The organism is Lapillicoccus sp. (assembly GCF_046595215.1).
Classification (GTDB): Bacteria; Actinomycetota; Actinomycetes; order Actinomycetales; family Dermatophilaceae; genus Lapillicoccus.
In genome coordinates this window covers 1-5,725 of the sequence record NZ_JBKJPP010000072.1, presented here as the reverse complement: position 1 = coordinate 5,725, position 5,725 = coordinate 1, and the positions used below count along the sequence as shown (strand labels likewise).

Below are 5,725 nucleotides of genomic sequence, written 5' to 3'. Positions count from 1 at the left end.
GTATGGCGATTTTGATGGAGATCGACGAGCGGGTGTTGTCAGCGAAGTTCGACACGATCCTGCCGCATCTGGACGAGCGGCAGCGTCGTCTGGTGCTGGGAGCTGAGGCCCGGTGGTTGGGCCACGGCGGGATCTCCCTTGTCGCGCGCGCTGCAGGGGTTTCTCGGGTGACAGTGACGACCGGGGTTGACCAGTTGGACGCCGGAACCGATGCAACACCGGGCAGGTCGCGGCGGGCCGGAGGCGGGCGCAAGACGCTGACTGAAACGGACCCTGACCTGCTCAAAGCCTTGGATGCGCTGGTGGAGCCCGAGACGCGCGGGGATCCGATGACCCGGCTGCGCTGGACCACCAAGTCGACCCGCAAGTTGGCCGACGAGCTGTGCAAGCAGGGCCGACAGATCTCCCACCACAGCGTCGGGCGGCTACTGAGCGGGCCGTTGGGGTACTCCCTGCAGGGCAACGCCAAGACCATCGAAGGCAGCGCACACCCGGACCGGGACGGGCAGTTCCAGTACATCAACACTGCGGTCCGTACGGCCCTGGCCGGGCAGCACCCCGTCATCAGCGTCGACGCCAAGAAGAAGGAACTCGTGGGTGAGTACGCGAACCAAGGCCAGTCCTGGCGCCCGGCCGGGCAGCCCACCCGCGTGCTGGACCACGACTTCCCCGGGGAGCAGGGCAAGGCCGTCCCGTACGGCATCTACGACCTGAGTGCCGACAACGGCTGGGTGTCGGTGGGCAACGACGGCGACACCGCCCAGTTCGCAGTGGAGACGATCCGGCGCTGGTGGACGGGCGTGGGTGCACCGGCCTACCCCAACGCGACCCAGTTGCTGATCACCGCCGACGCCGGGGGCTCCAATGGCTACCGGCTACGCCTGTGGAAGCAGGAACTGGCGGCCCTGGCAACCGAAACGGGCCTCGCGATCACCGTCTGCCACATGCCACCGGGCACCTCGAAGTGGAACAAGATCGAGCACCGCTTGTTCAGCCACATCACCATGAACTGGGCCGGACAACCCCTCACCAGCCACGAGGTCGCCGTCAACCTCATCGCCGGGACCACCACTCGCAGCGGTCTGAGCGTCCACGCCGAACGCGACACCAACACCTACCCCCGCGGCATCAAGATCACCGACCGCGACATGAAGACCCTCATCCACGACCACGTCGCCCCCCACGAGTTCCACGGCGAATGGAACTACACCATCACAGGGGGTCCAAAGTCCAACTGAGCGTGTTGATCATTTCCGGGCCCTTAGGCTGCCAGTGACCCGCCGAAGATCTGCCAGGCGAGCAGGGACTTCGCTACGAGACTGAGTACGAGGTAGGTCTTCTCGCCGTAGGCGTAGTTGGTCCACTTGCCGATTCCACGGTACTGGAGCCATTGGTTGAGCCCGAAGCTGAAGAAGAGGATGAGCTGGGTGACAACGATTCCGTAGACAAAGCCGGGGACTGTCGCGGACCCAAAGACGTTGAACCAGATCGAGATCCACGGGCCGAGGCCGACGAGGGTCCCGAACCAGAACGGAAGCATCGTGGTCGTGGTGCGCCCTGGCGGGTTCATCAGCTCCTGGATCCAGCCGAAGAGGATCATCCCGACGTTGGCACCGGCGACAGCGATGACGGCGTTGATGCTTGTGATGCCCGAGTAGAAGCTGATCAGGATGACCATCAACGTGGCACTCACGGAGTACTCAACCCACCGGAACCGGTTGATGCCTTGCTTCAGGTCACGCTCGTAGGTGCTACGAGACACAGTCGCGGTCAATAGATGGTCGAGCGCTGCCAGGGCGAGGAACACGGCAACGGCCCATCCGATCGGCACGTCGAAGAGCGACGCGGGGGCAGGTACGGCGGTCCCCGGTGGCCCTTCGGGGATGGACGAGGTGACCGTGATGGCGAAGTCGCCGGCGAGTAGGACGATTGCCACGGCCTGGGCGAAGTGCAGCAGCGTGAGACCGAGGTTCCACTTACGCAGACCGGCGAGGCGCTCCTGAGTCACTCCGGTCGCCATACGCGTGCTGTCGTTCGTGTTCATGACTCCTCCTCCTTGATGCCTCGCAGTGAGGAATAGGCGGCGCAAGGCACTTGCAGAGCCCTACGGCCAGCCCTACTGCGCCAAGGTACCTTGGCGCCACCGCGCGTTCGCTGCCCGGCCGCGAGGGCGCGTCCGCTCGAGGACGTCCGCACCCGCGTTTAGGCTCGGTCCGGGCCATCGCGCGGGCGTCGTTCCGCGCCTCGCGGCGGACCTCATCCAGTGCCTCGGTGGCCCACTTCACACCATGGAACGGGTCGGTTACCCGGATCGCGCCCGGGCAAGTCTGGGCGACGATGATGTCGATGACGTCTCTGACGTCTCTGACGTGGGTGACTCGGGCGCACCGGTCCGGACCGAGCAGGAGCCGCCTTTCTTCACCGCCGCCGCCGGCGCGGACACGTTGAACCCCGAGGAGTGGGGCATCCTCGTCAGCGAAACCCGCCCACGAAACGCCACCGACCCCGACGGGCGCCCCGACAGTATCCACGACAGCCGTCATGCGGGCGCATCGCTTGGCTGCTACGAGGTGGGTGTGAGTTCAAATACCGGGTGCCTGCCGGCTTCGGCGATGAACTCCTCGACGGGAGAGTCCAGGGACGCCTGGAAGTACGGCCGGGTGGGTTTGGCGATGCCCAGATATTGTTTGAGGACGGGACCGGCTTCCTGAGGGGTGACCTCGCGGATCGTGTAGTCCGCTCGTTCGCGCCCACGGCGCAGGCTCACCTGTCCGGTGGCTCTCGCGTTGAGTACCCATGGGGTGGGCCCATAGGGAGCGACCAGCCAACGGGTATTGGCCCTTTGGACAATCGTCACGGGGTTGGTGCGGAGCCGGCCGGTCCTCCGACCCCGGGTCGTCAGGATGTACGAGCTCGGCACGACCCCTGCCCGGATGAACAGACCGATGACTGCATCACCAATCCGGCGTCCACGGCTCTTGTGATAGACGCGCACCGGTCTGGGGTTTCGAGGACCCGAGGCGTGCGACTCGTTCGTCTCGGCTGCCTCGCCGCCGCGATGTTGCTCGTCCTTGGGATCGTCCTGTGTGGTCGGTGCCATCGATCCCCCCTCTACTCGTTTCGAAGATATCAGGTCGCCCATGCTCATGATTCACGCATCGGACCGATCGGCCCCCGCTACCCCCACCGCCCGCAGGGCCCTGCCGGGCGGAGCCGGTCGCGTAGGTCGCTGGCCCAGCGGTCGCATCGGTTCACCAGCAACAGAAATCGGGTGTCATCGCGACCGCGTAGCTGGCGATCAGGGATACTCCGCAAGTGACCTCATTCCCTCTGCAGGCCGGCCCCCGGGACGCTCGCTCTTGGCTGCAGCTGCGCGCATGGCTACTTGAGCGCCTGGATCAAGAACAGCCCACCAGCTGACGACACCCGGCAACAGCGTCCATAAGGAATCCCCTTGCGGCCTCGACATCCTCGAGCCCGACGATCGGTAGTCGGGCGTACACGGCGCTGCTGCCCGCCCTGCCCGCCCCACGGCCTGCTCTGCGTAGCGTCGTCGACCCGGCCGAGTTGCCGCAAGGTCGGCCGCATCAGATCGAGCAGACTTCCGCGCATCTCGACAGGAGGTCACCGGGCCGGTCGACGAGTCGAGCGACGGTCAGTAGACGAGCGCGTACTTGAAGTACTGGTCGGCGTTCGAGGCCACCGGTGCCGTGACCGACGACGAGTACGTCGTGACGTAGAAACAGGGATACTGGAGGGTCTTCTTGGTGACGGTGAACTTCCGCGCGGACTTGTACTGCTGCATCCGCTGGGTCTTTCCCGAAGCGACATCGAGGGTGTAAGTGAACGACTGGGTGCCACTGTAGCTCGCCCCCACGGTGATGCCGAGGGACGTGCTGGCCTTGGCGAAGACGATCCCCGCTTCCGCGGACACCGTTGCCGTCATGGACGCGTTCACACCCCACGTCCGGCCCTTGGCCAACGACACGGACCCCGGGCCGGTGATGTAGGAGCTGCTGAGGTTGGTCGCCTTCCACACCCCCGACACGGAGGTGAACGAATAGGTGGTGCGTGGTGCATCGCAGATGGCGGCTGCCGGCGCTGCGGCCATGATCGCTGCGACGCCGCTGCCGGCAAGTGCCGCCACCGTGCCCGCCGCAATTTTCCGAGTCTTCATCGTGCTCCGTCCGTGAGTGGTTGCAAGGGAAACGAGAGGTCTGATCACGCCCACCCGAGGGTGGGCGTCCCCGGCGGCTCGACGGCAAGCCCGGCCAGCGTGGCAGGGCCCAGAGTGGCACTGGAAGCGCTCACGGGGAAGCGACTTGACACATTCTTTACGCGTCGGGTCCGCCCACGCGCCGTGGTTCAGGGACCGGTCGTCGTCCAGACGAGCTGGTCGCGCTGGGCGTTGGCGTAGGTCACCGACGAGACGGAGGCCGTCGCGGGCACGTCGAAGATGATCCAGCTCGTCAGGCAGGACCCGGGATCGGTCAGTTGGCCCTGGATCGGGGCGTCCCCGGAGGCAGCGACCTCCCAGGAGTCGCTCACCGCGGGATAGGACTTCTGGTCCTGCTCGTTCATCACCGACCACGCCTCCAGCGTGAAGGCCACCGGGGCCCCGGCGTTCGCCTTGACGCACGCGTTCACGAAGGCGCCGACGCGGCGGCTGGCGGGTCCACCCGTCTGCTGGTCTCTGTCCCTGACCGCGACCTGCTCGACGCGAAGGGTGACGGCGCCGAGGTCTCCGACCCCTCCCACGGCGAGGCGCGCGCCCGCTGCGGCGGTCGTGGCCACCCCACTCGGCGCCGAGGCCAGCACGCTCGTCCGCACCGCTGACGGCGTCGACCCGTCATCGCTGCGGCCGCTGCCGCTGCAGCCGACCAGCGTGAACACGGCCAGCACGGCCCCGGTCACCAGGGGCAGGCCCCGATCCGTCTTCACGACGCTCACTATGCACCAGCGGCCGGGATCGGGCCACGGACGGGAGGCGCGCCGACACGACATACGATGGGTGTCATGCCCACGATGGTCCTGCCCACCCACGACGCGCTCCTCAGCGCGCTCTCCCGCGTCAACGACCCGGAGATCCGCAAGCCGATCACCGAGCTGGGGATGGTCAAGAGCGTCGAGGTGGACGAGGTCGGCCGGGTGGCCCTGTCGATCTTCCTCACGGTGTCCGGCTGCCCGATGAAGGACACGCTGACCAAGGAGTCCACCGCCGCCCTCCTCGAGGTCGCCGGGGTCACCGCCGTCGACGTCATCCTCGACGTGATGAGCGACGAGCAGCGCACGGCACTGCGCATCCAGCTGCGGGGTGGCCAGACCGAGCGGGAGATCCCGTTCGCCAAGCCCGGGTCACTCACGCGCGTGTATGCCGTGGCCTCCGGCAAGGGTGGCGTCGGCAAGTCGTCGGTCACCGTCAACCTCGCGGCGTCACTGGCCGAGCAGGGCCTGCGGGTCGGCGTCGTCGACGCTGACGTCTACGGCTTCTCGGTCCCGCGGATGCTCGGGGTGGAGCAGCGCCCGACGCAGGTCGACGACATGATCCTGCCGCCCATCTCGCACGAGGTGAAGGTCATTTCGATCGGGATGTTTGTGCCCGGCAACCAGCCCGTCGTCTGGCGCGGACCGATGCTCCACCGGGCGCTGCAGCAGTTCCTCGGTGACGTGTTCTGGGGCGACCTCGACATCCTGCTCCTCGACCTGCCGCCGGGCACCGGAGACA

5 protein-coding genes and 2 pseudogenes are annotated in these 5,725 nt (G+C 66.8%); 2 read left to right on the top strand and 5 right to left on the bottom strand.

All coding sequences use genetic code 11. From position 1 onward, the window contains the following. Window positions 1-2 precede the first annotated feature (2 nt). Window positions 3-1,226, top strand: a pseudogene (locus ACLL9L_RS05995) (ISAzo13 family transposase); the annotation flags it as partial. 35 nt (window positions 1,227-1,261) lie between these two features. Here ACLL9L_RS05995 and heR read toward each other — a convergent pair. The 5 genes and pseudogenes from heR to ACLL9L_RS05970 form a co-directional block, all read right to left on the bottom strand. Continuing rightward, window positions 1,262-2,044, bottom strand: coding sequence for a heliorhodopsin HeR (gene heR, locus ACLL9L_RS05990; protein ID WP_411283728.1), 783 nt, complete (start codon window positions 2,042-2,044; stop codon window positions 1,262-1,264). 127 nt (window positions 2,045-2,171) lie between these two features. Further along, window positions 2,172-2,402 (bottom strand): annotated as a pseudogene (locus ACLL9L_RS05985) (transposase); the annotation flags it as partial. Window positions 2,403-2,563: 161 nt separating this feature from the next. Then, window positions 2,564-3,100, bottom strand: coding sequence for a nitroreductase family deazaflavin-dependent oxidoreductase (locus ACLL9L_RS05980; protein WP_411283727.1), 537 nt, complete (start codon window positions 3,098-3,100; stop codon window positions 2,564-2,566). A 555-nt stretch (window positions 3,101-3,655) separates the two neighbouring features. Then, window positions 3,656-4,177: a hypothetical protein gene (locus tag ACLL9L_RS05975; RefSeq protein WP_411283726.1), complete on the bottom strand. Its 522-nt coding sequence runs from the start codon at window positions 4,175-4,177 to the stop codon at window positions 3,656-3,658. 188 nt (window positions 4,178-4,365) lie between these two features. Further along, window positions 4,366-4,941 carry a hypothetical protein gene (locus tag ACLL9L_RS05970; RefSeq protein ID WP_411283725.1) on the bottom strand — a complete coding sequence of 192 codons (576 nt, stop codon included), beginning with the start codon at window positions 4,939-4,941 and terminating at the stop codon, window positions 4,366-4,368. Window positions 4,942-5,025: 84 nt separating this feature from the next. Here ACLL9L_RS05970 and ACLL9L_RS05965 point away from each other — a divergent pair. Beyond that, a partial coding sequence (locus tag ACLL9L_RS05965; RefSeq protein WP_411283729.1) for a P-loop NTPase occupies window positions 5,026-5,725 on the top strand: 700 nt, incomplete at its 3' end.

Bases quoted from the DNA above. Each gene is read 5' to 3' on its own strand.
- ACLL9L_RS05980 (WP_411283727.1), bottom strand. From the start codon at position 3,100: ATGGCACCGACCACACAGGACGATCCCAAGGACGAGCAACATCGCGGC.
- ACLL9L_RS05975 (WP_411283726.1), bottom strand. From the start codon at position 4,177: ATGAAGACTCGGAAAATTGCGGCGGGCACGGTGGCGGCACTTGCCGGC.
- heR (WP_411283728.1), bottom strand. From the start codon at position 2,044: ATGAACACGAACGACAGCACGCGTATGGCGACCGGAGTGACTCAGGAG.